This window comes from Paenibacillus ihbetae (assembly GCF_002741055.1).
Taxonomy (GTDB): Bacteria; Bacillota; Bacilli; order Paenibacillales; family Paenibacillaceae; genus Paenibacillus_AQ; species Paenibacillus_AQ ihbetae.
In genome coordinates, this window is the sequence record NZ_CP016809.1 from 3,282,303 (window position 1) to 3,307,819 (window position 25,517).

Below are 25,517 nucleotides of genomic sequence, written 5' to 3' on the forward strand. Positions count from 1 at the left end.
CTAGTACCACATGGACCAAAAGAACGTTATATATGATTATTATAATCTCTGTTGAATGCCGTTTCTACAAAAGAGAAACACAACGAGCACAGAGGCTGTTAATCCCGCTAATAGTATAAACATGATGTGGTTGACTTCCCCCCACCGACAGTACAATGAAGATAATTTACGTCAGAGACGCTTAAATTAGGAGGTTGGCTTCTTGAACAAATATATATATCGAAATAAGCTGGCAGTAGTCACTGGTGCTTCATCTGGAATCGGGAAAGCGTATGCCAAAGAACTGGCGGCACGAGGAAGTCATGTCGTTCTGGCAGCGCGCTCCAAGGACAAGCTGGATGCAATGGCAAGGGAAATCAACCGCCAGTACGGCGTACAGGCTTATGCGCTCGCTTGCGATTTGTCCAAAGCGAATGCCCCGCGTCAGCTGGCCGAACAAATATCCCAACTGGGCTTGTCGGTCGATATTCTCATCAACAACGCAGGCGTTGGCACTTATGGCCGTTTCGAGGAAATAGACCCGGAGCGCGAGCAGGAGGAGATTCTGTTGAATACGGCTGCGTTAGTCGATCTTACGCATCGGCTGCTGCCCGATATGCTGAGGAGAAAGGATGGAGTCATCGTTAACGTAGCTTCGATGGCTGCGTTCATGCCTTGTGCATATTCTGCAGTTTATGGGGGTACCAAGGCATTTGTATTGTCCTTCTCTGAGGCGCTATGGGCGGAGACGCGCGGGCGTGGTATGCGCGTGCTCGCACTGTGCCCGGGTGCAACAGAGACGGGATTTTTCGATGCGGTCGGCAGCGAGGAGATGGGAGCAGGTCAGAAGCTCTCGACCCCGGAAAAGGTTGTACAGGCCGGATTCCGCGGAATTGACCAGGGGCGCAGCTATATCATCGATGGCCGTAGCAATTACTTTATGGCTCTAATGATCCGACTTTTCAGCAGGCGCAGGGTGGCTTTAATCATGGAACGTATGTCAAAACCAAAAAGGCACTGATAGCGGGATCCGGTTCTTGACTTAGAGTCTCGATGCACTTGAAGATCACCAACAGTAAATCATATAGATATCATTTAACCATAAAACTCTTCATGGAGACTGGTCTTTCCAAGAAGAGTTTTTCGCCGTTAGGCCTGTTAAGCTGTGAGGCCAAAGGGCGTTCGCTTATGAAACAATGCATTTAGTTCGCTAATTCCGCTTTCCCCCATTCGAATAGATCTCCCTGCTCTTCCCGTGATGCAATGCATATGTTTTTCAACCGCCCTCCGTCTGTTCATCGGTGACCTACTCGATCAGCACCCCTCTAAGAGATTGTACTGAATAATTTGCCGTCTTCGTACATTACAAGTGGAAAACAAGGCTTTCCCAGTGTTGTATACCGGTAAATATTATATTCTTTTTCATCATTTCAAGGTCGATGATGTTATTATTTTTGATGCTGCTGTCACAAATTGAGCTGCATTGGTGTTTTAAGAGTGTAGGCAGGAGGAGGTAAGTTTTTGGATAGTCATTACAGAGAGTATAAATCAAACACAGAAGAAATTGAGATGCTGGTTGAAAGGACTAAGCTTGGTGATAAGGAAGCTTTCGCTTCAATTATAAGAAACTTTGAAAAACCAATGTATATCTATTGTTACCATATACTCAAAAACAAGGAAGAAGCCGAGGATGCTCTACAAGAAATATTTATTAAAGTGTATGAACAGATACATAAGTATCGTCCAAATATGAGTTTCTCGGCATGGCTGTACAAAATTGCCTACAATTACAGTCTGAATCAAATCCGCAGCAAAAAAAGGTGGTTTCGTTTTATAGATCGTTATAAATATGATCAGCCTGAGACCTCGACTCAGCAAATAGACAGTCAAACGACACTGAAGGATTTTCTAAATTCACTGACGATCGAAGAGAGACATATATTAGTTCTCCGGGCGATTCATCGATATAACTTCAACGAGATTAGTGAAATCATGAATATGAAACCGGCAACCGTGCGCAAAAAGTATGAACGCCTTCGCAAAAAACTGCAGACGAAGGAAGTTAATGAAGGAGGAACAGTGAATGCGTCGATCACCTAATCCATCTAAAATCGCAAGTATTCACCAAGTGGAGCAAATGATTCGGGATACGGAGACGCCAGAGTACAGCATGAGTCAACGGATTGTCGAAAAACTTGAATCCAAAAGCATGCCACCACAAAAACCGATCTTCACAAGAAGAGTGGGAGTCATCGCAGCGGCGTTGGTTGCTTTTTGTGTGTCTCTAACTCCTGTCATGGCTCAAGCCATAGAGCGGCTATCTTTGTTTGAATATATTAATCCGTTTGCCAAAGAAATGAAAAGTAGTCCAAATGAGAAGGTGGATACCATTTATTCACGAGATTTGGATGGGAATAAGAAATTTCATACGGGGATGATTCCCTTTGAGGACATTGAGGACCAGGAGTTTAAAAGCCAGCTGCAAAAGGTTTGGGATGAGATTTTCCCTCAAGGAGAAGGAATTAATGATGTGATTATGTACGAATATAAACCGAACACATTTCACATAGAGGCGCGAAACGAAAATAATTCCGTCGAATTTGACCAAGGTAAATGGTATTATGCGCAGCAAACGATTGAAGAGGAGCAGGTTCCAGATGCAACAAAGGATGCAGCGGACCAAGCTTTTCATAAAGTTGGGGATTTTAAAGAAAGTGAACGGTCAGTAAGTCAAATGATCTTAAGACCCGATCAAAATCCGGTGTATAAGTTCGTGTATCATACACACAAGGGTTCTATCCTCATTGATGTACAAAAAAATACGAATCAGATCACAAGAGTTGTTGCTTTTCCGCTGTCGGATCAACTTAATCAATTGGATGATAAAAATAAATATCATGACTTAGTTGAGAAAACAAAAGCAATTGAGCTGGACAAGATTCATGAGGAAGCAGTGAAGCAAGCTAAGGCATGGATGAATTTGGATTTGGCTGATTATAACGTAGCCAAACTTGAATCACGGTTTGATACATTAACGTTCACAAAAGAGGGTTCTCCAGACGTGACTGCGTTGTTTACCTCTAAAGGAACGATCTATTCTATTAAAATTGAGCTAAAGCAATTATCTGAAAAAGGTACGGACTAATCAGAAGGTGCAGGGTTTAAGCTGAATTAAATGGCAAAAGCTGTCCTGCCTGGCAGGTTGAAGGTGCTGCTCTGCCCGTCTAAGGCAGAGAGAGGGGGTGATGACTACTGGTCTTCTATAGATTTATTTCATCGTGACTGAAGCATTCCATTAAAAAGCTGTGGGTAATAAAATTATAAAGGAGTTTATTCGTATGAACAAAAAAATAATTTTTCCTATCATCGGAGCAGCCTTGTTATCGGGAAGTCTGCTTGGATATGATACACCGATTCAGGATAATTCTCTTAACAACGAGAATGTGAACATTAAGCAAGATGCTAAATCTGAGCAGACGCTTATGCAAAAGGCCCAGGGTAAGCTTAAAGAATTGACAGGAAATACGTATACGTTGATTCAAGGAACTGCTGCAAAAGAATCTATCCATTTAAAAAGAGAGAACTTCAAGGACGATATCATCGCCTATAAAGCTAACGGAAAGCTCGAAATGATCAGTATTAAAATCAATTATGAAGATTTAAACGGTGGGAAATATCAAACCAAACTGAAGGAATCGTGGGAAGCTTTGTTCCCAGGGGAAGAACCGAAGTATGTGAATATCTCAGAGTCAATCTACTATGTGGGCACCATCTCATCGAATGCTATACAAAATAAGCAGATTTATATGCAACAGAATGGCGAGGCTTATGGCGTAAATTATGCTCCTGACGATGCCCCGGCAAGCGTGCAGAAGGAGGCTGATCTGGTTCTGTCCAAGCTTACCGATGGAAAGGTCAAGCAGGGTGCTAAGTTGGATCGTATGTATGTCCTTGATGGCAAACCCAATGTGTATCAATATAAGTATAAATCAAAAACGATGAACGTGACCTTTGCCATTGAAGAACAAACCCTGGAACTGCTCCAAGCAGATGTAAATCATACCGATGGTAAAGGGGTAGACGGTTATGAAGAATTCCAGAAAAGAGAAAAAGAAAAAAGTGAAAAGATTAAGAAGTTGACGTTAGACACTTTGATGAAGAACGCAGTGAAAGACGCAAAAACGATGCTTAACCTGGATTTGAAAGGGTATAAGGCAGCAAGAGGGGCGAATGCATGGGATGAGGATTATATGACGTTCACCAAAGAAGGGGCTCCTTCAGTTACTGCTAGATTTAATAAAGACGGATCGTTTAGCAGCTTTACCATTGATAAGTATAATCAGACAATCGATTTTTACGGAATGACCATCGCTGGTCCCCCAAATGAAGAACCCAAATTGTTAATTGACTGATATGTATGGAAAAGCAGCTTGGAGATGCACTTAAATTTCAGTATAACCATGAGGTAGCCAAAGAAAGGAATTCATCGATATGAACAAAAAGAAAATTTTCTCTATACTCGGGGTAGCCTTATTATCAGGAAGTTTGCTGGGATGCCAAACACCCGTTGAGGCAGATTCGCCTAACAAAGTAAATATCAATGCTTCACAGAACGTTAAGGCGGATCAGAAGCTTATGCAGCAGGCTCAGGATAAACTGAAAGAGCTAACAGGAAATACCTATAAGTTAATTCAGGGAACAGCCATGAAAGATTTAGTGAGTTTTAAAAGAGAGAATTTCAAATATGATGTTATTACTTATAAAAAGAATGGAAAGCTTGAAAGCATCAATATTAACGTCAACTATGAAGATTTAAATGGCGGAAAATATCAAACTGAGCTGGGGAAAACGTGGGAAGCTTTGTTCCCAGGGGAAGCACCAAAGTATGTGAGTATCTCAGAGTCAAACTACAGTGTGGGTACGATCTCATCGAATGCCAAGCAAAATAAACAAGTTTATATGACAGAGAAGGAGCAGGCTCATGGTGTGAATTATGCTCCTGATGATGCCCCGGCAAGCGTGGAGAAGAAGGCTGCTCAGGTATTATCCAAGCTCACCAATGGAAAGGTTAAGCAGGGGGCTAAGTTGGATCGTGTGTTTGTCCGTGATGGCAAACCGAATGTGTATCAATATAAGTATAAATCCAAAACGATGAATGCGAGCTTTGCCATTGAAGAAAAAACGCTGGAACTGCTTCAAGCAGGCGTATATCATAGTAATGGTAAAAGCATAGATAATTACAAAGAATTCCAAAATAATGAAAAAGAAAAAGATGCAAAGATCAAGAAGCTGACATTGGATACATTAATGAAGAATGCAGTGAAAGATGCAAAAACGATGCTAAATCTGGATTTGAAAGGATATAAGGGAGCAAGAGGAACAAATGCATGGGACAAGGATCAAATGACGTTCACCAAAAAAGGGGCTCCCACAGTCATTGCCACAGTGGATGCAGACGGATCGTTTAACGAATTTATAGTAGAGAAGAATGGCCAGCATCTCAGTTTCGGCGGAAACACGATCGTAGGGCCTGCAAATGAGGAACCAAAAGTATTAATCAACTAATTCTAAATGTGGAAATCTTGATATTTTTGAAATCGGCACAAAAACTTGAAGCAGGCGAGCGGATGTCATAAGTAGGGAAAGTTTTTTGGCGAATCAATAATGGATGCTTTTTTGTTAATAAAGAATGCATCCATTATTGAAGCCAATTTGCGTCACGACAACTGTAGATTGGCTGATCAGCGTTATGGGAGTAGTTTCTTATACAAGTGGTTATTCAACGGTGTTTTTCGTTGCTTTATACATATTTTCTGTGTATTTGTCGATTTCGTCTCGTGACATGCGCAAGCGGGCCACAGAAGAACCATATCCAATTTCCATTGTTCCTTTTGCTAATTCGTCGAAGATTCCATCCGCGAAGGCGTTTAACGGCTCGCCATGCGTATGCAATCCCGCACCGCCTAAATCTGTATTTACTGCCGGGGGAGCGACTTCGATAACTTCGACAGACGTATCGGACAGCTGATGCCTTAGACTCATCGTAAACGAATGAAGTGCCGCTTTCGTTGCTGAATAGATCGGAGCTATCGCTAAAGGTGTAAAAGCTAACCCAGATGTTACGTTAATAATGGTGGTCGCCGATTCTTTATTTGCAAAAAACGGAGCAAAGAGCATAGAGAGATGGAGCGGTGCTTCAAGGTTCGTTATGATTTCTTTGTTATAATAGCTCCAATTGTTTGTCGCATCTGCTTTCAATACGTTAAAACGTTGCTGGATCCCTGCATTATTTACTAACACATTTACTTCTGGATAGTTTGTTGTTACCCAGTCAAACAATGCTGCACGCTCGGATTCCTTATTCAAATCGCTTACGCGGGTTATCAGGCTTGGAAGTTTTTCTTTCGCATGGTGAAGGGCATTTTCCCGCCGTCCAGTAACGATGACTTTATTTCCAGCCTTAATAAACCTTTCTGCAAAGGCTAATCCGATTCCAGCACTTCCACCTGTAATGAGAATTGTATTCCCTGAAAGATTCATGATCGTTCCTCCCTGATTCGATTTGTATAGCGCTTTATTTTTTCATCAATACCTTGCAAGGAGTCTGTCATTAACGAAATCTCATCCAGCACGGTCTGTTTGTGTTTTGTCATCATTTCAAGTCGACGTTCAATTGTGGTGTCCCCTTCTTGGATCCAATCCATGTACTGCTTAATTTCCCTTATTGGCATACGCGTATTCTTTAAGCAAATGACGGTTTGAAGGAGCGCCATTTGGACTTCTGAAAATAACCGCCTGCCTGCTTCATCACGCTCAATTCGTGGCAGGAGCCCTTTTTTTTTCGTAATAACGCAATGTTGATTCTGGAATATTGAATTTGGCTGAAACTTCGCTAATGGAACAATACTTCATTTGAAGGCCTCCAAATCTTACATTTCAATGTCGACAAGAATAGGATACGACTTAAACCATGGTTTAAGTCAACCGTTAGTTTTCATGCGTGCATATGCCGTTTTAGACAGCGGTGAACCGGGTTGGTCCCACCTTAAATGCCCCAGTGCCGGATCTCCTTACATGTCGGCATATTCCAGATTGTTTTGTGTGATACTAACCGAAACATCAAGGATAGGGGTCAATGAAGTGATGAATGAATATCAACCGGGACAGATTGTGTATGTAATCATTCGTAACCCGCATGTTCAGGGTGTCGCGAATGTCCAGGAAGCTGCCGTAGTGAATGATCCGGATTCGCCGGGAAATTATGCGCTATTTATTTATGAGACGTATTATCCATTGAACGATGAGGTTGCGGTGTACCCGACAGCAAGTGAAGCTGAGCACGCCTATAGAGAGGCATTCGGTTTATCTGACATGGGGGCGTATTATGGTTAAGCCATTTGTGCCTCAACTCGTATATGTAGAGCCAAGGGCATTGGATTATCCGTTGGGAAGAGAATTAATATCCAAGTTTGAAACCATGGGCATCGAAATCCGCGAGACGACCTCACATAACCAAATTCGGAACCTGCCTGGAGACAATGATTTTCAAAAATATCGAATAGCAAAGTCAACATTAGTTGTCGGGGTTAGGAAAACCTTGAAATTCGATACTTCAAAGCCTTCGGCAGAGTTTGCTATTCCGTTTGCAACAGGGTGCATGGGCCATTGTCATTATTGTTATTTACAAACGACGATGGGAAGTAAGCCGTACATTCGGACTTATGTCAATATTGACGACATATTTGAAGCTGCGGACCAATATATGAAAGAGCGAGCCCCTGAGATTACAAGGTTTGAAGCATCATGTACATCGGATATCGCGGGTATTGATCACTTAACCCATACGCTCAAGAAGGCTATCGAATATTTTGGCAAGTCTGACTTGGGACAATTACGCTTCGTAACGAAGTTTGCTCATATTGATCATTTACTTGATGCCAAGCATAATGGGCGGACTCGCTTTCGATTTAGTATGAATGACGATTATATTATTAAAAATTTTGAACCGGGTACATCCAGACAGGAAGAGAGGATCGAAGCCGCCAGAAAGGTTGGGGAGGCAGGATATCCATTAGGTTTCATTATTGCCCCTATATATTTGCATGATGGATGGAAAGAGGGCTATAAGGATATGTTCGAGAAATTAGAATCCGCACTTACCCACTCTTCCAAAAAGGATTTGACCTTCGAGCTGATTCAGCATCGCTTTACTAAACCAGCGAAGAATGTCATACAGAAAAACTATCCGATGACGAAGCTGGAACTTGATGAAACGAAGCGGAAGTGGAAGTGGGGGCGGTACGGGATTGGAAAATACGTGTACACTGATCAAGAGCAGGAGGATATTAAAGATACGCTAGGCAGGTATATCCAGACTTATTTCCCTAATGCGAAAATTGAATATTTTACGTAATTAAGCGAATTGAATAAAGATACGCCAAAGAAGAAAGGCACTTGATGGGGTGCCTTTTTGATTTCTCTCTATAGATGTTAGGATGAGCTGGACGCTAAATAGCGGCAAGTTTTTAAGCCAAAAGGTCACGGCCGGCTTTAGAACCTAATAATCACGTTACCTTTTTTACGCTCGGTCTCTACATATTTGTGGGCATCCGGCAGAAGCTCCAAAGGATATCGACGATCAATCGCGACGTTCAGCGTTCTACTTCTTGCGAGTTCCATAAGAAATGACAAATTAGCTTTGTTTTGCATCAGTCCGGCTGTTGCAAAAACAGCTCTTTTGCCTTGTAACAGAGATGTCCATATCATCTGCAACAGGACAGACAACCTGGGCGCGGTCGTCAGATAGACTCCCTTGGCAGTTAGCACACGCTTACAAGCCGAGAAGGAGCGCTTGCCTACGGCATCAAAAACGACATCATAGGCTTTGTCTGCTTTCGTGAAGTCTTCCCGAGTATAATCGATAACGAAGTCCGCTCCTGCTTGTCTAACCAGATCTTCGTTGGCGGCAGAGCAGACACCGGTTACTTCAGCGCCATAGTATTTGGCTAATTGCACAGCGTAAATGCCCACAGCCCCCGAGGCGCCATTAATCAGCACTTTCTGTCCCCTCTGCAGCTTTGCCTTATCTCTTAGAAACGTCAATGCGGTAGCACCCCCGTCACAGACGCCGACGGCTTCTTCAAAGGCGAGGTTGTCCGGTATAACCGCTAGGGGACTATCTTCGGAAAGACACTTATATTCGGCATACGCACCGAAGTTTTTGACGCTCATGCCCAAGACGCGATCCCCTGGCTTAAAATGCTGCACTTCCTTGCCGACCGCTTCGATCACACCAGCTAATTCAGTTCCTCCTACCGCAAATTTCGGCCTGGATAGCCCGTATAACAGTTTAATCATAAACGGATTGCCCTTGCGAAAGGCACAGTCCGACGGCCCTACTTTGGCAGCTTGAATACGTATGAGCAGCTCTTTGCTTCCAGGCGATGGTTTCGCGATTTCTTGCAGAACAATCACTTCCGGTGGACCATACGAATTTTGAACCATGGCTCTCATGGGTTTCCCCCTCCTAACGGTAATTTTACTGCAACGGACATTTACAAGAGGCTCCCAACGTAAGAAAATGGGTAGAGAAAGCAAAAGCGGAGAAGGAGATGAAAGCAGGAAAACAATGGAGGATATTCTGTACAAATACATGTCGAGATGGACGACTCTTAGCAAGGAAGATCAGCAAGCCATAGTGAACGAAATCCGTTTGGAAGAGTTTCCAAAGGGAACCGTCCTCTTTAACCAAGGAGATATCCCGACAGCATGCTATTTCATCTTGAAAGGCTGTGTAAGGCAGTATTCGATCGATGCGGATGGCAGAGAGGTCACGTCAAATTTTTATACCGAAGAGCAAGCCATCGCGATTTTCAGCCATCACAAACAAGATAAGTCTTCCGATTACACTTTCGTGTGCGCCGAAGATTCGGTTATGGTTGTTGGCGCTCTGGATAAGGAACAGGACATGTATACCAAACACCCTCAATTGGAATCCATGACCCGCAGGATGATGGAGGAGAACTTTAGTCAGGTCCAAGATGAATTCGCTGCTTTTATCGCTTCTTCGCCTGAAGAACGCGTCAAGACACTTCTCATGAAACGCCGCTCTCTCATTGACCGGGTACCCCAGCATCAACTGGCCAGTTATCTCGGCATTACGCCAGAGTCGCTAAGCCGAATTAAGAAGAGAATCCAGTAAGATCTTAACTGATTCGACCCCCTAATTATAACCAGGGGGATATTTACTTGCATTGACTTAAATCAATAGACGAGTCTGGATATGCAGAAAGGGCCCCTTCCTTCCAGGGCCCTTTTAAACTTGCCGGTACAGACAGCGCGAAGAACCATACCATAAGTAACAGCGAAAAGTTAGATTCGAATAAGAGCCTTTCAGGGCATAGAAGAGACTGCGGAAAATTGCTGGATTTTCAATGGCTCTGTAAGCTGCCGTTTATTTTGATACAGGAAGGTTCCGGGCCTCAACCCTTCGATAACGTGCAGCCCCAATTAGCATTGGAATGGAGATTAGAAGACTGACCACAACCGGAACAATGGAACCTTCAAGTCCGAAATCGCCCCCTGTGAGAAGTGTGGTACCGTTCACCTCTACAGTAAATAGACCGGCAGATGAGTGTCCGGAAACAGGAATGCCTAGCAACTCCTCAATAGCATTCCACGAAAAATGCAGTCCCATGGCAAACCACAAGTTCCGCCGCCACAGGAAGGCGGCACCGAGCAGAACGCCTGCTTCCAGGGCTATGGCGAACGAGCTCCATAATGTTGCCCCTGTATTGCCAAGATGGGCAATACCGAAGAATAGTGAGGTCACAGCGAGTGCGAGCGGTTTTCCCCAAAATCGATCAATGGCTTGAAACACAAGTCCGCGAAAGATAAGCTCCTCGACAATGGCTGCTCCTAAAGCTGCTCCAATGGAAGACGTCAGAACTGAACCCACACTCGCAGAACTTGCCCACTGAAAGGAGTAACCTCCCAGAGCCATAATAATAAAGACGGAGCCTGCAATAAAGATTGTCCCGGTAAGTACGCCCAGCAAGGCCTCAATCCCTGCGCGTTGTCTAGCTATCTCTGGAGTGGAACGCCGGGCCAGGTATGTCAGGGTGAGCTTATAAACCAAGATGGCCAGCAACCCCATTACTAGTGTAAGGGCAAGGGAGATCACCCCATCCACTCGCTCTGTCAGCTGCCGGAACAACGTATCGATAAGAACAATACCGATAGCTCCTACAAGCATCCAGACGATTGGAAAGCGCCAAAATGAACTCCAAGCACTTAACTTCCTGCCATTCTGCTTCTGCAGAAGTTCTTTATTTCCGGACATTTTTTTCTTCATTTCTTATCGCCTCTTCTATTGTTTGATGCTCAGAGTATAGGCTGAAAAAGTCATAAAGAGACAGTGCGCTTTGGTCATCATTTAATCTATGGCTATTGAGAAAAAAGCCGGTAACTCTAATGAGTTACCAGCTTCTTGGGAATCAGCTTATGAATGATCCAGCATTCCCGAATCCCGGGCTTTACGGGCGGCCTCGCGCCTACCTTTCACATTCAGCTTTGAATAAATCGTGGAGATATAATTTTTGACTGTTCCTTCACTAAGATACAGCGACTCGGCAATGTCTTGATTACGCAGGCCAGAAGCCAGCTTATGCAGCACTTCCATTTCACGGGCGGTGAGCCCAAATTCGTTACTTTTTGCAGGGGCAGCATTGTTGATGGTCTGGATCATTTTACTCGCCATTTCCTGCGAAATTAAAGTCCCTCCCGCCTGAACCACCCGTATGCCTGCAGCCAGGTCTCTGGGATGAAGGGCTTTGAGCAGATAACCTTCTGCTCCATGGCTTAACGCTGCTAGCACATACTCTACTTCCTTATAGGAGGTTAGCATGATGATTTTAGTTGCAGGCATTTGCTCTTTAATCAGGGCTGTTGCGGCGACGCCGTCCACGACAGGCATATTGATATCCATCAACACGATATCCGGCAAAAACTGCTCACAGCCCTTCAGTGCCTCCTCGCCATTCCTGGCCAAACCGACAATTTCCAAATCCGGTTCCATGGACAACACGATATGTAAACTTTCGAGAATCAATTCTTGATCATCAGCAATCAGCACCTTAATTTTCTCCAAGCGGCATCACTCCTTTCAGCGGGATTTCGCATCGGACTTCGGTTACTGCTGGAGTTCCCTTCCCGGACGACAGGTGCAAGCTGCCTCCCAACCGCTCAACCCTGTGCTTCATCGTGGTCAAGCCGAAGCCGTAATTGAGCTTGTCGATCGGCTTGCCGTTATTTCGAACGGACAATTGCAGATGGCTCTCGGAAAATTTAAGCTCCAGATCAAGCTGAGATGCCTTTCCATGCTTTATTGCATTCGTAAAGGACTCCTGGATGACCCGAAGGATTGTTTGCCGTACTTCAAAACGTATGGACCGCTCTGTCCCCGGCAGACTCAAAGTCAGGGCCGTACCCGTGTGCTCCCGGAAACGGGCCGCAAGGGATTCAACCTGTCGGATCAGACTGGATTCCTCTTCTCCCCCCATCTCGTGTACGATGTTTCTCATATCGTCCAGATTTTTCTCAGCCAATGCCCTTAAGCGTATTAACCGATCTTTGGCCTCGGCAGGCTTGCTATCCATAAGGGCAATAGAAGCATCAAGACTCAGGATGAGTGAGATAAAGGAATGACCCAGCGTATCATGAAGCTCCTTGGACATGCGGTTGCGTTCTTCAAGCAAAGTCATTTTCTCGATCTCGGCCGAATAGTGAGTTAAGAGCTTATTTTGATGCTCTACTTCGGCTACCAGTTTATTCTTCTGATCATACGCATTGGCTACGAGGCTTGCCCACATGCCGATGAAGCAGAATAGCAGATTGTCTGCTCCGATACTTAGGGGTTGCTCCCAAGATAATCTGAGGTGAGATTGAAAGGAAAATGGAATGAAAACAACGACGGGGATGATCCAAAGGGTTTGCTTAGTCAATAAGTACCCCATTGTAAGACTCGGCAGCAAATAGTCCGCTTTTGAAGTCAGATCCGGATCAATCACAGAATGCACATAATAAGAACCGCCTAGTAACAGCTCTAGTATACAAAACCAGACTTTGTTCATCCGGCGCCCAGGAAACCAGAACAGCAAAGGGACGCCAAGGGCTGCGCCCAGCCAGATCACATTTAATAACGTTCGGATCGAAAGCTCACTTACCGCCAGAGCCTGGGACAACAGCAAAATATAATGGTACAAACGAAGAGCGAATATACCCCAATCCATGAACGATAATATTTTTTTCATAACATCATTTTACAGGAAATCTACAAACTTGGAACCTCGCATACCAGCCAGTAAAATAAAACTCGGCATAGACAGTAGCAGTTCAATACGATAACCTACGGTCGTCCCAACCGCCATAAATGTCTTTAATGGTTTATTGTGTGTCAAAGGCGGATCGCCACTTGCGAGTATGCCTTCGATTTAATCATGGCATCGCAAATAAGGTGAAGGAATCGAACTAAGCCCCAAAAATTCTAAAACGCTACTGACATGACGTTGTCAATAGCGTTTTTTTATTATTGGACATGTAAATGTAATAAGTAAAAAGCATGTTTTACAACGGCTGTGGGGCACAGCCAAACCCATTATTAGGAAGGATGATATGTTGTGAATTTCGCTTCTGTACGCATCATTACTGACGACGTGGATCGTCTCGTCGAGTTCTATGAGAAAGTCATGGGGGTTTCGGCGGAGCGACCCGCGCCCGTATTTGCCGAACTCGTCTTGCCATCATGCACCCTTGCCATCGGCCACTCCCAGACGGCGCAGCTATTCGGTGCCGGTTCCGTAGCGGGGGCCAATAATCGCACTGTCATTATTGAGTTCCGCGTCGATGATGTCGAAGCCGAATATGTGCGCTTGAAGCCATTTGTCGATCATTGGGTAAAGGAACCGACCACGATGCCGTGGGGGAACCGTTCTATGCTGTTCCGCGATCCCGATGGCAATCTGCTGAACTTCTTCGAGCCGGTGACCGAGGATGCGATTAGGCGGTTCAAAGGTAGACATTGACGAACGCTTTTGGGTTGTATCTTATTGTGGAGGCTGAATGGAGCCGATCAGCTCATCCAATTCGGACTGTAATTGCAGACGGAGTTTCTCTACGATTGAAAAATCAGTGGCCGCAACATAGTAGGCTTTAATCTGAGAATCGATGGCTTCGGCTTCCGCCAGATGGGAGGTGGCCTCTTTCATCTTTGCCGAATAGCGTACTTTGATAGCCGCTATTTCGTTAGCATAGGCTTCATCGGTTCCAGGAGCTATCGTCCGTGTATACATATCCAGGATCTCATCCCCGTCCCGATCCGGAAAATATTCATGCGGAGCGGTACTGTCGAAGATCGCTGTTCGAAGCTCGGGGAATATCAGCATATCCAGACTGTTCGGATCAAAGCCGCAATGAAACACTTGAACGTCGATTCCTTTCTGTTCGGCAGCGGAGGCAAGCTTTTTCAGCAGCGTCGATTTGCCGGATCCCGCCCTTCCTTTGATGAAAATCCGTCTTTCCAGCTGAGCGGTCAGGCTTTGAATAAAATCGAACGCCCCCCTCGGGGTCGCAGCTCCGAAAAATAAGTGACGCGGAGCGATTGGCGTATCGCTCTCATGACCGGCGTATAATTCTTGAATGAATTCCAGTGCAATCTGATCGGCCTTCGCGAAATCCATATTTTCGATGTAATATTTTTCCCACTCGTCATGAATCCGTAGTGCCGTTGCGAATGTTTCATACACAGCTGAATAGGCATTCTCAAGCTTGCCACTAAGATCTTCTATCGTGACCAAGTCTTCCGGTGAAATCAGGCTGTTATCGAACGCTTCCCCGAAATCGATATAGACGATGTCGCCGGCCCCGCGATCCGATATCCCCTTACAGACTCGCCCGTCGACCATACCAACCTTCAATTCCGTACAAATAATGCCATCCAGTTCGTCGGGACGGAGAGGGGAGTGGAAGCATTGCACATGCAAGCCTTGATCCAGCAGGCGATCCGCCAAGCTTTGCATGACCGTCGATTTCCCCGTACCTTGGGGCCCCGTAAGGACAAAGATCTTGTTCAATCCATCAAATGCGGATTCATACAAGTAATGAGCCCCGCGCGCAGTGTTGCCGTGGGCAAAATAGTGAGATGATGTGAGTACCAACCTACACACTCCTTTGTGCCTATTCCGATTCGCCAAGCTTACAGAATAAGCATGATTGGGATAAGTGCCTATTTATTTGTATATTCCGCATTGTAACAAGTGGTGTTCGTCCGCTCGTGATTTTCGCTATTTGATACGGGACAGCGGAAGGTAAAAGCTCATGCCTGCGCTAAATGGGCAGATTTCACTTGCCCTGCGCAGGCTTTTCTGTTATTTTTGATAGTAACAAAATGTTATTAATAAAATGATACTAAGTATGAGTGAGTGTTTTCGTACTATAAACCAGCGGAGAAAGCGGAGGGGATGTAATGTGAGGATGGTTGCGCGCGGCTGGAACCTGTTCGAAATCGCGTGGTTGGCGCTGTTTACCTCGATTGCCGCGTTGTTTACGGTGATTTCAAAGGACTCTTTATTCGGATTTACCGTTTTTATTACCGGGGTGCTTTGCGTGGTGCTTGCGGCGAAGGGCAGTCTGATGAGCTATGTCTTCGGCATGTACAATACCGTCGGTTACGCTTATCTGGCTTATATTAACGGGTTGTTTGGAGAGGTTATGCTGAATCTGCTGTTCTTCGTTCCGATGAACGTCATTGGCTTCTACATGTGGAAAAATAACCGACAAGACGGCAAGCTGATCATGCGCCAAATGGAGCTTAGAGGTCTGCTTCTCGTTGGCGCAGCCTGTCTGTTAGGCTGTTTGCTGCTGGGATACGGGCTTTCGTTCATCCCGGGACAGAACTCGCCCTACATCGATGCGACTACGACAGTGCTGTCCGTTGTGGCCACCTTCTTAATGGTCCGCAGATTCAAGGAACAATGGCTGGTCTATATTGTGTTGAATTTGTTTACGGTGCTGCTGTGGGCGATTCGACTGCTGGAGGGCAGCGGCGAAGGCATGCTGATGATCGTCATGTGGAGCGCGTATTTGGTCAATGCCGTATACGGCTATTACAACTGGAACAAAGGGGCCAAGGAGGTGGCGGCATGAAAACGCTCGGATTAACGCTGGGGAAATTTGCCCCGCTGCATAAAGGGCATCAGTTCATGATCGAAACGGCGCTGCAGGAGGTCGATGAATTGATCGTGGTCATTTACGAGACGACCGTCATGCCGATCCCGCTTCATATCCGGGCGAATTGGATAAGGCGGCTATACCCGGCAGTACGGGTCGTCGAAGCTTGGGACGGACCGGACGGGTATTCGGATGACCGAGAGCATGAGATCCGGGAAGAGCAGTATATCCTCCGTTTACTGAACGGCGAGCAAGTCACGCATTTTTATTCGAGCGAGTTTTACGGCAGGCATATGAGTCTCGCTTTGGGCTCGGTTGACCGGCGGGTTGATGAAGCCCGCGAGCAGGTTCCGATCTCTGCAACGATGATCCGTTCCGACCCGTATAAGTACAGGGAGTTCATAAGTGATATCGTGTATCGGGACTTAATCACGAAGGTGGTATTTGTCGGGGCGATGTCAACGGGGAAGTCGACGATCACCGAAGCGCTGGTATCACACGACCTACGCCAGTGAATACGGGCGCGATTATTGGACCGAGCATCAGGTGGACCGCAGAATCAGCCTGGAGGCGTTCGATGAAATCGCAGTGGGCCATATCGAGCGGGAAGAGCAGGCTTTGATAGCGGCGAACCGATTCCTGTTCGTCGATACCAATGCGATTACGACATATATGTTCGCCATGGATTACCATGGCCGGGCGCCGGAGCGATTAACGCGGATTGCGCTGGAGAACGCGCAGCGCTACGACCTGTTCTTCTTGTGCGATGACGATATTCCTTATGACGATACATGGGATCGAAGCGGGGATCAGAAGCGGCATGTTTTTCATAAACAGATCATCGCGGATTTGAAGGAACGGCGCATCCCCTACATTACGCTGCGGGGGGGCCTGGAAGAGCGCATGCGCAAGGTAGACGAGGTGCTGGCGAAGTTCGAGCCCTATCGGAACTATTTCGGGGAGCTAAAACGGTTAGAATTCGATGCAGGCAGGGAGTAAAATAAACCCATAACCACAGCTCATTTAGAATCAAAAACAAGGAGGCGCCCCCATTGGATTTGTTGGATCGGGATGGACTTACGGAACGCGAATTTTTGGAGAAGTACCGGGCAAAGGATTACGAGCGGCCTTCGGTGGCAGCCGATATGGTGATCTTCACGGTTACGGATGAGGCGGCTGACAGCTATCGGAAGCTACCCGAAAAAGAGCTCCGCATCCTGCTCATCCGCCGGGGAGGTCACCCTTTCCTGGGTAAATGGGCGCTGCCTGGCGGCTTTGTCCAGCCGAGCGAGACGACTGAACAGGCCGCGGCAAGGGAACTGCGCGAGGAGACCGGCGTGGACGACGTTTATTTGGAGCAGTTGTATACGTTCAGTGACATCGGGCGAGATCCCCGAACCTGGGTGATGAGCTGCAGCTACATGGCCCTGATCAACAGCGATAAGTTGGAGCTTCAGGCGGGAGACGATGCGGCCGACGCCGCTTGGTTCAAGGTCTCCTATCGGCTGCTGCGGGAGCAGAAAGAGATGATGGAGGACGGATACGTCAAGACGCTGGAGTATGAACTCAAGCTAAGCGGTGAAGAGGAGCTTTCGGCGGTCGTGGCGAGGACGTTGACCGTGAAGACCTCATCGACCAGCACGGAATATAAGATCGTATCGAATAACGGTTTGGCCTTCGACCACGCGAAGATTATAGCATGCGCGATCGAGCGGCTGCGGGGAAAAGTGAACTATACCGATATTGCGCTGCACTTAATGCCGGAGCTTTTTACCTTGACGGAGCTGCAGCAGGTTTATGAGGTCATTTTGGATAAAGTGCTATTGAAGGCAGCCTTCCGGCGCAAGGTGGCCGATCTCGTGGCGGAGACCGATCATTACACCGAAAATGCGGGACACAGGCCTTCCCGCTTGTATCGGAGAAAACTGGAGGATTAACGATGATTTACAACCTCGATGAGTTAAGAAAAGCTTATAACGAAGGGAAAACGTTCAAGTTTGTATTCTTTTGGGGCCATACGCCGCCTAAGGACGGGAGCATCGACAAAAGCTGCTTCAGCCAGTGGTGGATGTGCCCGTTCACGGTAGAGGGGACGGAATATTCCTGTGCCGAGCAGTTTATGATGGCTGAGAAGGCAAGGCTGTTCGGCGACCATGAAATGCTGGAGTCGATCCTTATAGCTAAGCATCCCAAGGAGATGAAGGCTTATGGGCGAGCGGTCCGTAACTTCGACAAGGATACTTGGGACAAGGAATGCTACGGCAACGTCAAAAGAGCCAGTGTGGCCAAGTTTTCGCAGAATCCGGAGCTTGGCGAATACCTCAAGTCGACGAAGAACCGCATCCTCGTCGAAGCCAGCACGCGGGACCGCATTTGGGGGATCGGCATAGGCCAGTCCAATCCGGATGCGTAGAACCCCGTGAAATGGCGGGGCCAGAACCTGCTGGGGTTCGCGCTGACCGAAGCGCGGGACGAGCTGCTGCAAAGCTAGTTTTTTGGCAGGATAACAGAATTAGGGATCATACTGCTTCGGCGTAATCGGAATGGAGGAGCCTAAATTGATAACATACGAAATTCCTGAAATTTTTCTGAGTGATGATTGCTATAGCAGTGGTAGCAGAATTGGCAGTTATCCCTATTTTATTCAGAATGAATATTTAGGCTTTGATGATGATTTCCTTCTGCTGCAGCTGGATATCGATGATGAATGCGGTATTATGTTTGGCGATGCCGGGAACTGTGTTTTCTCAATTCCAAAGGATGCTTTGAGAAGCAGGGATTTTTCAAAAGTTGTGTATAAATTGGCAATGTTGCTAGTGAGTAAGGCATCATGGTAGAGCAGTGAAGGGGACGCTCTCCGTGAGATACATATTATTTCTGGAGATAAGGGAGCACATCGTATGCTTAAACGGGTGTTGGGCAAAGAGGAAGATATCATTCGGGCGTTCGCAAAAGAGGTTGTTGACTCCATCGCAGATGGACGATATGAGGAAGTTGCCCAAAAAGTTGATGATATGCAGGATTGGAACGTTGAGCTATTAAAAGAGGTCATCGAGCGTTATAAGGAAGATAATGAGTTGGAACAGATCGACAGGTTTGATGTAGAATGTACCTTTAGGCCTGTTTATAAAGATGGCAGTGTTTATCAACAAGAATCCTTCTATCACTTTAACGATGGAAGCGGAATTGCTTATGAATATGCATTAACGACAGATGGCGAACCCAACGATCTGACTTTGAGTATGGAGTTTCACTTTGAAGGTGACTATCTGAAAGTCATTTTTGACAGTGGAATTGCTGTGCTTTAAAGAAGCCTGTGAAAGTGCTCAGAAGTACATCGTCGGCTTTGAGCTTGTTGAAGCTTGCAACAGGTTAATACCTCTGCAAGGTTAGAAATTATGCAAAAAATCATGTCGTAAATCGTAGTATATTTCGATGTGAGGCGCTTCATCGCTTAAACGGGTTGCAGACTAGTTCTTTAGCATGTTTCGCCGATAGACCCGTTAAGCTTGAACCGCATAGTAAAGGCAAGTTGACAATCTGAAGACCCCTCAAATAAAGGGGTCTTGTTCGCTTATCATTTGGCTTATCCTCGCAGTAACCAGTTAATGAAGGAATTTGGCATCTATCGGTCAATCGCATATCGCAGCTGAACGATATCGCTGCCGAGAGGCTTGCAGTCTAGCAATCGCACAGCCTTGAAACGGTAATTGTCCTTGTCGATCAGCAGATTTAACCCCTTACCTTCAAATACAGGCGCCACATTGAAAATCACTTCGTCTACAAGACCTTGTTCTAGAAACGAATTGTGAATATCCGCACCGCCGCCGATGAGAGCGGTTTGGTGCCCTTTCTGTGAGAGGTAGCTTATGGCTTTTTGTGGCGACTTTACCACTGTTACGCCGGGGATCTGTTCAATGTTCTTAGACAAAACAACGATGTCGATCCCCGCGAAAGGACCTTCCGTGTTTACCTGTTCCTCTTGGGAGACCCGGCTTGGGTCTGACATTTCCTGAAACGTCTTGCGTCCGACAATGAAATTTCCTGCTGCTTTTGCTTGTGCTGCGAAGTCTTCCAACGCTTCCTTTTTCGGTGGGTTAGCCGGGCTGGATTGTGCATAATTGCCGTTCGCAGTTAGGGTTGCCCATAAAGTGGTTTTCATTAAACTTCCTCCTCATTTTGCGATTCAGTTACTTCAGATTAGCACGATTCCCCGATTCGGATGTTCGTATGACATCCTTCAGGGTCTTTCCATTCACATGGTAATCGAACTATGGTACATTTGAAAAGTAGTTACATTTATGTGCAATAGTTTCAAAAAATGAACTATGGAGTGATCGCGATGATGGATCGTAACTGCCCTGGTACCGTTGAACCGATTCTTGAGATTTTGGACGGAAAATGGACGCTTCTTCTTTTATTCGAATTATTTAACGGAACCAAGCGTTTCGGGGAATTACGCCGGAGGTTGCAGCCCATTAGTCCGAAAACTTTGACAGATCGCTTGCGACTGTTAGAGGAAAAAGGAATTATCACACGCACGCTCTACCCAGGAATACCACTACATGTCGAATATGAACTTACGGAGAGCGGGCTGGGTTTGCAGCCGATTTTCGCCGCAATGTGGACGTGGACACAGGAGCATGGCGCATATTTAAGGACAAATACGGACGAAATGGACCAAGATAGTAATGAAGTGATGTGATTATGCTACGGGGTATTAGAAAGAAGAGCATCTCCGTAGAGATTAGCCCTAATACTTGCCGCTACAGAGAGCTCGGTGATACCATACGGCGACAATAAGCTTTGATAGGCATAAGGCGGAGATGGGCGTTCCGATTCGGGAAAGGCTGTACACCTCATAGATCGGACTTTGGAATCATTTTCCTGCGAAGGCTTGCCGGAACCGTGCGGCAATCTCTATAGTAGAGGGGAACGACATACGAACGGAGTGGTAGGAGAGAAATGGAGAGCGAACGCGTGCTTCAGCAAAATTTAGATGAAAAAAGTGAGTTTCAGCGGTTGTTTCAAATGTACCTGCTTTTTGAGGAGGAAGCGGAACGGCCGAATGCTGAGGCCATCCGGATTGCGATAGAAACCCGATGCGGCAAAACGGATACCGTATCGGGATCCGACGCGTTGTCGTCGTTTGCCGTAGAGGCTTATAAAGTGGCCTACCGGGATGGGGAAATGCCGGCTCAGGTGATGATGGCGGACTTTACGCCTTTTCAACCAGAGTCGATCACCGAAATGGAACGCACCCAGTTTTGGACGATGCCGGATGCGGAGGACGTTCTAGAACAATGCCGTTATAAGCTGCTGATCAGCGACTTCATGGCGGCGGGGCTGGACTATAAATCGCGCAGCGCCTTGTTGGCAGATTGGCTGGAGGCTGCCGTAAGCCTGTTCCCGACCTGCAAAGCGATCTGGATTCCATCGAGCGGGAAATTGCTGCATCCGGCGGAAATTGCGGAGAATCCGTACGAGGGAGCCGCGAGGTTCTTGCAGTTTGGCATGAATATCCGCTATTTTACCATTCATGGAACTGAAGACAGCTTGATCGATTCGCTCGGCCTCTTTGCGCTTGGGCTTCCGGATGTCCAGTACCACTTTCACACATTGGATCCGAACGACGTGTCACGGCATGCATTCAATGTCGCAGCCTACCTGTTTGAAGCGGACGTGCCGGTGAATGACGGCGAGACGATCGCCGGCTTGCTGAACGGGGAGATGGCACCGGAGGTGCATTGGCCTTGCAGGTTCGAAATGTCGCTGATCCAGCCTGCCAGGGAAGTGATGGATGTCTGTCCAGGCGAATATGCGGCTGGAGAACGAGAATAAATTAGGACGGCGTATGACCGAGCGTCTCGTGCGGGAGTCGCGAGAGGTGTCCCGATCCTGCCGACTGGGCCATCAACTTTATACTAAACATGCCTGCAGTATGATACGGCACGAAAATGAGCTGGCGGTACGTTTTCCGCTGGCTTTTTTAATACTTTTATTTCGGACATGGCAACCGCTTGGGCCTAAACGGGCTAAGTAACGGACAGGATAGGAGTGGAATTGGATGATCGTTCTGAAAGATATCGGGAGGTTCGAGGAGCTGCCGGAAATCGCGATGCATATATACCATAAATCAGGAATATCGACTTTTTCACATTGACCGATACGATTGAGATGAAAGTCGGCAAGCAAAAGCTGCTGCGTCTATCAGCCGATATCGACAATTACTCCGATCTGCAGCTCGTTTGGAATCCGAAGAAAAAAGGGCTGATCGGCTGCTACGACGTGGAGCATCAGACTTATGCGGATTTATGCAGACTTTACCGAGTTCCTAGCGTCGCCTGAAATGCACCTCGTGAAGTTTCTTGAGGGAGAGGCGTAAATGGAGAACCATGCAATGATTTCTACTTGTGCCTCATTCCTCCCTATAAACCGGAGAGCATGATTTCGATCTTCATATGCGTATACCCCAGAAGACTGCAGCTTAAGTGATAACTTTAGCATTGTCGCCGTTCACAATCCCTAATGGGGATCGGACGGCGATTTTTTTCAGTGACGGAAGGAGGTCGGCGGAGACATCTGAGAGCCTTTTTCAGGGACCCTTTAAGAATATTTGCCCACCATTTCAAGTAAATATTTTCGGAAATCCTGAACATAGGATCCGGGCTCTATGACTTCTAAATTTGTGCCGAAACTTGCTAAGAATCGAAAACCAATACTGTTCTGAGGAACATAGATTGTTGCCAAGAAAAGTTCAGAACTATAGAATTCGATGCTCTTTCGACCGTACCTTTCTATGAATTGATCTTTTATGCCAGGCGCAATTAACGCCTTGACTGCGACCAGCTCCGGTTGATAACTCGCCTGCTGCTCTTGTTCCAACAAACCATCTCTAGGGCTAAACGTTTGTCCCTTCATATTAAGATGATCGATCCGAGATAATTTAAACGCTCTATATCCCATACGTTGTAGGCAAAATCCATTCAGATACCAACTCGTTTCGCTAAAATGAAGCTGATAAGGCTCGATCGTTCTTTTCGTCACATTACCATGTTTATCTGTATAATCAAATGAAACTAATCTTCTCTTCAATATAGCCTCCTGACATGACCTCAAGATTTCAAGAATTTCCGACCGACCCTCCCAATCGTAAAATGACAGTCGAACCGAATGCTTCAGTGACCATGGGCTGACCATGGCTTCTATTTTCTTAATCGTCATTTCTACTTCCTCGCTAATGAGGATCTTCTCCAATCCGCTGAGCGCGGTTAATATATTCTCTAAATCGGAGCTGCTTAAGAGACGTTTATCGACCTTGTATTCATCCAAAATGCCGTAACCGCCATGAACTCCATTGACTGCATAAATCGGGATGTTTGATAAACTTAGTGTTTCCATGTCGCGAAGAATCGTTCTTTTGGAAACATTAAATAATTGCGCGAATTCGCTTGCTGACACGATTTCTTTTTTTAACAAGATCATGATGATGGAAATGAGCCTCTCAACCTTGTCCATATTTGCTCCTATTTATTCGTTATTATTCTTAGAAACGGTGACAAAATGCTGTCACCTTTTATACATTATACTTCATGTATCACTAGAGGGAGGTATTGCTTTATGTCAGCTATTGCCTATTTAAATTTTGATGGAAATGCCGAACAAGCGATTGATTTTTATGCGGAGGCTTTAAAAGCAACGGAAGTAAAAAAAGTGAAATTTGCGGACATCCCGCAAGATCCTAACTATCCATTGCCCGACAATGAGTTAAATATGATCATGGAATCTTCGATCGAATTCTCAGGCGGGAAGGTCATGATGTCGGATATTTTGCCTTCCATGAAGGCGGTAACAGGTGAGCTGGTGAAAGGGAATCATATTCTGATTAGTCTAGTTATCGATGATAAGCAAAGACTGGAAGAATACTTTAGCCAGTTGTCCATTGGCGGTCATGTCATCATGCCGTTATCCAATACTCCGTGGTCTTCGTGCTTTGGGCTGCTGGTTGATAAGTTCGGCGTCTCCTGGAAATTTAATCGAGATGCAGATAAGTTTCTTGATCATGTGATAGCAAACAAACAGTAAGCACTTCTGAGCTAATGAAGCTGGCTTTATCGGCAACATCTGAAACCGAACGTAACCCTATACCAATATCCATCAAACTATGATATGGTAGATGAAACCCATTAGGCATTCCACTCTTCGGAGTGGGATGCCTTCGTCTGTATTTACAGGGTTTTTACATTTAATGTATTGCGATCGATCGGAAAGGATGGAGGTTTGGATGCTATGTTTCTCTATTGATCCCCGTTCAGGGGGGTTCGACGGCTGCGGAGGCTTTCCCGAAAGATCTGCCAACTACGGTTGAACTGGACATCCGTGCGATGGAACTCGGAGATACACGCTTCGTGAAGGACCTGATCCTACCGCCTGAAGTGACGGTCATCTCCGGGGATAACGAGCTTCTTGTATCCGTATCGAAGCCTTAATGAGATAGAGGCTGCTCCATTTGTAAAATGACTGTAAATAGCCAGATAGGAAATGAGCCCGGTACATACCGGGCTCATTTCATTTACGTCCACCAGTGCAAACATGGACACGCCGATCCCCCCGTCTGGCACAGACAGGGGATTCGCTGTTCAACTGCTATAAATCATTTAACTTTAATAAATTCCTCATGCTTAAAGATCATTGAAGTGGCTGTTTGTCCATTCGCCGCAGTACCTGACAAGGATATTACAACGCCGTGCGCATTTTTACTCGTGTCACCTTCCATCACGACACGGAGCATGTTATCTCCGCGGAAGGTATTAGGTCCAGAGGGGACTCTTAGGAAAGCACAGTTCCCTGCGGGGATGGTAACTTTTCGATGGAAGATTCTTATTTCCGGGGGAGTAGCCGGGTATAAGGCTCTTTCTCTACAAACATGCACTGATATATTTACAGTGGATGCACGGTTCGAAATATTTTTAAGACCGATTAGCAGCACCCTTATGGCTCCCCCACGGGTACCGTCAACAGATGATGGCACGATAAAAGGACCTGATGTAAGCTTTACGTTTTTTCGCTTTGTCGGCATGATTATTCATTCCCTTCTTAGTCGTTCATATTAAGTTATGTAAAGAAGGGAGGGCCCGTAATGGTCAGCCGCATAATAATAGATTAATAGGCTTGCTGGCTTTCGATGGTTCAATTGAATTTGTTAGGTTCGAGAACACAGTAAATTAGATATCACTGACATAGAATTCCTGGATTTGGAGCATAAAATCCGGATTTAACATAGATTTTACAAGACATTTACATATATATCATTG

General features: G+C 46.0%; 27 protein-coding genes and 3 pseudogenes. 20 read left to right on the forward strand and 10 right to left on the reverse strand.

Translation table 11 applies throughout. The features are described 5' to 3' along the window. Nucleotides 1-202: 202 nt before the first annotated feature. The 5 genes from BBD41_RS14685 to BBD41_RS14705 all read left to right on the forward strand — a co-directional run bounded on the left by BBD41_RS14685 (nucleotide 203) and on the right by BBD41_RS14705 (nucleotide 5,544). Complete coding sequence (locus BBD41_RS14685; RefSeq protein WP_099477993.1) at nucleotides 203-1,000, forward strand: SDR family NAD(P)-dependent oxidoreductase; 798 nt, start codon at nucleotides 203-205, stop codon at nucleotides 998-1,000. A 500-nt stretch (nucleotides 1,001-1,500) separates the two neighbouring features. Then, the gene (locus tag BBD41_RS14690) at nucleotides 1,501-2,079 is read left to right on the forward strand and encodes an RNA polymerase sigma factor (protein WP_099477994.1); all 579 of its coding nucleotides are present in this window, start codon (nucleotides 1,501-1,503) and stop codon (nucleotides 2,077-2,079) included. After that, nucleotides 2,063-3,124, forward strand: a complete 1,062-nt coding sequence (locus BBD41_RS14695; protein WP_099477995.1) for a hypothetical protein — start codon at nucleotides 2,063-2,065, stop codon at nucleotides 3,122-3,124. The genes BBD41_RS14690 and BBD41_RS14695 overlap by 17 nt, the downstream gene beginning before the upstream one ends. Nucleotides 3,125-3,317: 193 nt before the next feature. Next, nucleotides 3,318-4,391, forward strand: a complete 1,074-nt coding sequence (locus BBD41_RS14700) for a hypothetical protein (RefSeq protein ID WP_099477996.1) — start codon at nucleotides 3,318-3,320, stop codon at nucleotides 4,389-4,391. Nucleotides 4,392-4,470: 79 nt separating this feature from the next. Next, a complete protein-coding gene (locus tag BBD41_RS14705; RefSeq protein WP_099477997.1) occupies nucleotides 4,471-5,544 on the forward strand; it encodes a hypothetical protein in 1,074 nt (357 codons plus the stop codon). A 210-nt stretch (nucleotides 5,545-5,754) separates the two neighbouring features. On the opposite strand, the gene BBD41_RS14710 is transcribed toward BBD41_RS14705, so the two are convergent. From BBD41_RS14710 to BBD41_RS30280, 3 genes are read right to left on the reverse strand one after another with little or no spacing between them, the layout of a single operon-like run. Continuing rightward, complete coding sequence (locus BBD41_RS14710) at nucleotides 5,755-6,519, reverse strand: SDR family oxidoreductase (RefSeq protein WP_099477998.1); 765 nt, start codon at nucleotides 6,517-6,519, stop codon at nucleotides 5,755-5,757. Continuing rightward, the gene (locus BBD41_RS14715; RefSeq protein WP_418304246.1) at nucleotides 6,516-6,752 is read right to left on the reverse strand and encodes a MerR family transcriptional regulator; all 237 of its coding nucleotides are present in this window, start codon (nucleotides 6,750-6,752) and stop codon (nucleotides 6,516-6,518) included. Before BBD41_RS14715 ends, BBD41_RS14710 begins: the two co-directional genes overlap by 4 nt. Before the next feature lie 40 nt (nucleotides 6,753-6,792). After that, nucleotides 6,793-6,891, reverse strand: a complete 99-nt coding sequence (locus BBD41_RS30280) for a MerR family DNA-binding transcriptional regulator (RefSeq protein WP_237087076.1) — start codon at nucleotides 6,889-6,891, stop codon at nucleotides 6,793-6,795. A gap of 231 nt (nucleotides 6,892-7,122) precedes the next feature. On the opposite strand from BBD41_RS30280, the gene BBD41_RS14720 reads away from it, so the two are divergent. After that, a complete protein-coding gene (locus BBD41_RS14720) occupies nucleotides 7,123-7,371 on the forward strand; it encodes a transcriptional regulator SplA domain-containing protein (RefSeq protein WP_099477999.1) in 249 nt (82 codons plus the stop codon). Further along, on the forward strand, nucleotides 7,364-8,392 hold the full coding sequence (splB, locus tag BBD41_RS14725) for a spore photoproduct lyase (protein ID WP_099478000.1): 1,029 nt from the start codon (nucleotides 7,364-7,366) through the stop codon (nucleotides 8,390-8,392). Before BBD41_RS14720 ends, splB begins: the two co-directional genes overlap by 8 nt. Before the next feature lie 137 nt (nucleotides 8,393-8,529). Here the strand turns inward: splB and BBD41_RS14730 are convergent, their stop codons facing one another. Then, nucleotides 8,530-9,492, reverse strand: a complete 963-nt coding sequence (locus BBD41_RS14730) for an NAD(P)-dependent alcohol dehydrogenase (protein ID WP_099478001.1) — start codon at nucleotides 9,490-9,492, stop codon at nucleotides 8,530-8,532. Between the two features lie 115 nt (nucleotides 9,493-9,607). Here BBD41_RS14730 and BBD41_RS14735 point away from each other — a divergent pair, with 115 nt between their 5' ends. Further along, nucleotides 9,608-10,180 (forward strand): Crp/Fnr family transcriptional regulator, encoded by a 573-nt coding sequence (locus tag BBD41_RS14735; protein ID WP_099480623.1) that lies wholly within the window; start codon nucleotides 9,608-9,610, stop codon nucleotides 10,178-10,180. A 252-nt stretch (nucleotides 10,181-10,432) separates the two neighbouring features. Here BBD41_RS14735 and BBD41_RS14740 read toward each other — a convergent pair whose 3' ends face one another. From BBD41_RS14740 to BBD41_RS14750, 3 genes are all read right to left on the reverse strand, one after another. Next, complete coding sequence (locus BBD41_RS14740) at nucleotides 10,433-11,332, reverse strand: CPBP family intramembrane glutamic endopeptidase (protein ID WP_099478002.1); 900 nt, start codon at nucleotides 11,330-11,332, stop codon at nucleotides 10,433-10,435. 147 nt (nucleotides 11,333-11,479) lie between these two features. Beyond that, nucleotides 11,480-12,127, reverse strand: a complete 648-nt coding sequence (locus BBD41_RS14745) for a response regulator transcription factor (RefSeq protein WP_099478003.1) — start codon at nucleotides 12,125-12,127, stop codon at nucleotides 11,480-11,482. Beyond that, on the reverse strand, nucleotides 12,114-13,289 hold the full coding sequence (locus BBD41_RS14750; RefSeq protein ID WP_167392975.1) for a sensor histidine kinase: 1,176 nt from the start codon (nucleotides 13,287-13,289) through the stop codon (nucleotides 12,114-12,116). Before BBD41_RS14750 ends, BBD41_RS14745 begins: the two co-directional genes overlap by 14 nt. Nucleotides 13,290-13,655: 366 nt before the next feature. On the opposite strand from BBD41_RS14750, the gene BBD41_RS14755 reads away from it, so the two are divergent. Beyond that, on the forward strand, nucleotides 13,656-14,060 hold the full coding sequence (locus BBD41_RS14755) for a VOC family protein (RefSeq protein WP_099478004.1): 405 nt from the start codon (nucleotides 13,656-13,658) through the stop codon (nucleotides 14,058-14,060). A gap of 21 nt (nucleotides 14,061-14,081) precedes the next feature. On the opposite strand, the gene BBD41_RS14760 is transcribed toward BBD41_RS14755, so the two are convergent. Beyond that, entirely contained in the window at nucleotides 14,082-15,191 is a 1,110-nt protein-coding gene (locus BBD41_RS14760; RefSeq protein WP_099478005.1) for a PRK06851 family protein, read from the reverse strand. A gap of 316 nt (nucleotides 15,192-15,507) precedes the next feature. Between BBD41_RS14760 and pnuC the strand changes: the two genes are divergently transcribed. The 6 genes and pseudogenes from pnuC to BBD41_RS14790 all read left to right on the forward strand — a co-directional run bounded on the left by pnuC (nucleotide 15,508) and on the right by BBD41_RS14790 (nucleotide 19,511). After that, nucleotides 15,508-16,179 carry a nicotinamide riboside transporter PnuC gene (pnuC, locus tag BBD41_RS14765; protein WP_237087110.1) on the forward strand — a complete coding sequence of 224 codons (672 nt, stop codon included), beginning with the start codon at nucleotides 15,508-15,510 and terminating at the stop codon, nucleotides 16,177-16,179. Next, nucleotides 16,176-17,202: pseudogene (locus BBD41_RS30655) on the forward strand (AAA family ATPase). The gene pnuC and the pseudogene BBD41_RS30655 overlap by 4 nt, the downstream one beginning before the upstream one ends. 53 nt (nucleotides 17,203-17,255) lie before the next feature. Next, complete coding sequence (locus BBD41_RS14775) at nucleotides 17,256-18,140, forward strand: NUDIX domain-containing protein (protein ID WP_099478007.1); 885 nt, start codon at nucleotides 17,256-17,258, stop codon at nucleotides 18,138-18,140. A gap of 2 nt (nucleotides 18,141-18,142) precedes the next feature. Further along, nucleotides 18,143-18,694, forward strand: a pseudogene (locus BBD41_RS14780) (NADAR family protein). A 67-nt stretch (nucleotides 18,695-18,761) separates the two neighbouring features. Continuing rightward, nucleotides 18,762-19,040, forward strand: coding sequence for a DUF1963 domain-containing protein (locus tag BBD41_RS14785; RefSeq protein WP_206098244.1), 279 nt, complete (start codon nucleotides 18,762-18,764; stop codon nucleotides 19,038-19,040). Between the two features lie 63 nt (nucleotides 19,041-19,103). After that, nucleotides 19,104-19,511, forward strand: coding sequence for a DUF7668 domain-containing protein (locus BBD41_RS14790; protein ID WP_099478008.1), 408 nt, complete (start codon nucleotides 19,104-19,106; stop codon nucleotides 19,509-19,511). A 317-nt stretch (nucleotides 19,512-19,828) separates the two neighbouring features. On the opposite strand, the gene BBD41_RS14795 is transcribed toward BBD41_RS14790, so the two are convergent. Next, complete coding sequence (locus BBD41_RS14795) at nucleotides 19,829-20,365, reverse strand: dihydrofolate reductase family protein (protein ID WP_099478009.1); 537 nt, start codon at nucleotides 20,363-20,365, stop codon at nucleotides 19,829-19,831. Nucleotides 20,366-20,545: 180 nt separating this feature from the next. On the opposite strand from BBD41_RS14795, the gene BBD41_RS14800 reads away from it, so the two are divergent. The 3 genes and pseudogenes from BBD41_RS14800 to BBD41_RS14810 all read left to right on the forward strand — a co-directional run. Continuing rightward, nucleotides 20,546-20,908, forward strand: coding sequence for a winged helix-turn-helix transcriptional regulator (locus tag BBD41_RS14800; RefSeq protein WP_077570757.1), 363 nt, complete (start codon nucleotides 20,546-20,548; stop codon nucleotides 20,906-20,908). Nucleotides 20,909-21,168: 260 nt separating this feature from the next. Continuing rightward, a complete protein-coding gene (locus tag BBD41_RS14805) occupies nucleotides 21,169-22,044 on the forward strand; it encodes a DUF4261 domain-containing protein (protein ID WP_237086798.1) in 876 nt (291 codons plus the stop codon). Between the two features lie 294 nt (nucleotides 22,045-22,338). After that, a pseudogene (locus BBD41_RS14810) lies at nucleotides 22,339-22,588 on the forward strand (ankyrin repeat domain-containing protein); the annotation flags it as partial. Nucleotides 22,589-22,809: 221 nt separating this feature from the next. Here BBD41_RS14810 and BBD41_RS14815 read toward each other — a convergent pair. Further along, complete coding sequence (locus BBD41_RS14815) at nucleotides 22,810-23,721, reverse strand: helix-turn-helix transcriptional regulator (RefSeq protein ID WP_099478010.1); 912 nt, start codon at nucleotides 23,719-23,721, stop codon at nucleotides 22,810-22,812. Nucleotides 23,722-23,823: 102 nt separating this feature from the next. Here BBD41_RS14815 and BBD41_RS14820 point away from each other — a divergent pair, with 102 nt between their 5' ends. Together BBD41_RS14820 and BBD41_RS14825 are read left to right on the forward strand one after the other, a co-directional pair. Beyond that, nucleotides 23,824-24,288: a VOC family protein gene (locus tag BBD41_RS14820; RefSeq protein ID WP_099478011.1), complete on the forward strand. Its 465-nt coding sequence runs from the start codon at nucleotides 23,824-23,826 to the stop codon at nucleotides 24,286-24,288. A 215-nt stretch (nucleotides 24,289-24,503) separates the two neighbouring features. Further along, nucleotides 24,504-24,692 (forward strand): hypothetical protein, encoded by a 189-nt coding sequence (locus tag BBD41_RS14825; RefSeq protein WP_237086800.1) that lies wholly within the window; start codon nucleotides 24,504-24,506, stop codon nucleotides 24,690-24,692. Nucleotides 24,693-25,517 lie beyond the last annotated feature (825 nt).